General features: G+C 72.7%; 3 protein-coding genes. 1 reads left to right on the top strand and 2 read right to left on the bottom strand.

The features are described from left to right. Window positions 1-230: DedA family protein (locus tag E1284_RS40705; RefSeq protein WP_424923543.1), on the bottom strand; the 230-nt coding region annotated here is incomplete at its 3' end. Between the two features lie 255 nt (window positions 231-485). Here E1284_RS40705 and E1284_RS40700 point away from each other — a divergent pair. Continuing rightward, window positions 486-1,124, top strand: coding sequence for an HAD family hydrolase (locus E1284_RS40700; protein ID WP_131945434.1), 639 nt, complete (start codon window positions 486-488; stop codon window positions 1,122-1,124). 36 nt (window positions 1,125-1,160) lie between these two features. Here the strand turns inward: E1284_RS40700 and E1284_RS40695 are convergent. Next, window positions 1,161-1,425, bottom strand: a 265-nt coding sequence (locus E1284_RS40695) for a tyrosine-type recombinase/integrase (RefSeq protein WP_165965633.1), incomplete at its 5' end; no start/stop codon positions are given.

Raw genomic sequence — 1,425 nt, 5'->3', positions numbered from 1 at the left:
ACAAGAGAGAGGCCCGATACATGATCACCGGTGAACGCGCCCAGCGCCGCCAGCACCACCACCGGCACCAACTCCGGCTCACCCGACGCCGCGTACACCCCCGCGGTGATCACCAGGCTCTCGCTCGGCACCACCGGGAAGAACCCGTCGATCGCCGCGACCGCGAACAGCACGAGGTAGAACCACGGCGACGTCACCGCCGTGTCCACCACACCCAAGATCCCGTCCATGCCCCGACGCTAGGAAACGGCCGCCCCCCGGCGGATCCCGCGAACGGCCACCGCCATCCCCGACTTTCGGCAGGGGCCCGGCCCGCGACCTGCGAACGAAGGACAACCCGTCCCTCCTACCGAAGGACGACCCCACACCCCCCGCCTGGGACGACACCGCCATGACAGAGAGCCCCGCCCTTGCCGCCCGGACCTCACGCGGCGGCCGAAAACCGTTCGCCTCGCCCCGCACCCGTCCGGCACACTTCACCCACTGTGGGACACCTGCACATCTTCGACATGGACGGCACCCTCCTCGCCGGCACCACCGCCAACCTCGAAATCGCCCGCCACCTCGGCACCCTCCCCGAACTCCGCGAACTCGAGGCCCGCTTCGCCGCCGGCACCCTCGACACCCGCGGCTTCTCCACCGAGATCCACCGGCTCTGGCGCCACCTCACCCCCGACATCGTCGCCACCGCCTACACCGCCGCCACCTGGCTCACCGGCATCGCCGACGTCTGCGCCGACATCCGCGCCCGCGGCGAGCACTCCGCCGTCATCACCATGTCGCCCGACTTCTTCGCCCGCCACCTCCTCGCCCTCGGCTTCGACGACGTCATCGCCTCCCGCTTCCCCCCGATGCCGTTCACCGGCACCCTCGACCCCGCCGGCATCCTCACCCCCGCCGACAAGGTCGACATCGCCGACCGGCTCCGCGCCCGCCACGGACTCGGCCCCGCCCAATGCACCGCCTACGGCGACTCCATGTCCGACGCGCCCCTGTTCCGGCACCTCGCCAACACCGTCGCCGTCAACGCCGACCACCACCTCGCCGACATCGCCGCCCTCGACTACCGCGGCACCGACCTCACCGAGGCCTACGCCCTCGCCCGCACCCTCCACCCCGCCTGACCGCCCCCGGCAGCGGGCGGCGGGGGAGCGGGGGCGTCAACCGCCCCGCCGCCCCTCCACCGGACCCAGCAGCGGATGCACCCGCATCGCCGCCTCCAGCTCACCCGGCAGCTCGTCCCGGTACCGGCCCAGCGTCGACAGGTCCGCATGCCCCAGCACCCGCCGCACCGCGTCCATGTCCGTCGCCGCCGCCAGCAGATGCGTCGCCGTCGTATGCCGCAGCCCATGCGGCGTCACACTCCGCCGCCGCACCGGCTCCACCCGCTCCAGCACCCGGTCGATCACCCCCTGCACATCACCC

The sequence above is a fragment of the Actinomadura bangladeshensis genome (genome assembly GCF_004348335.1).
Taxonomy (GTDB): domain Bacteria; phylum Actinomycetota; class Actinomycetes; order Streptosporangiales; family Streptosporangiaceae; genus Spirillospora; species Spirillospora bangladeshensis.
Note: the sequence above shows the minus strand (reverse complement) of the source record. Positions and strands in the feature narration are given on the sequence as shown.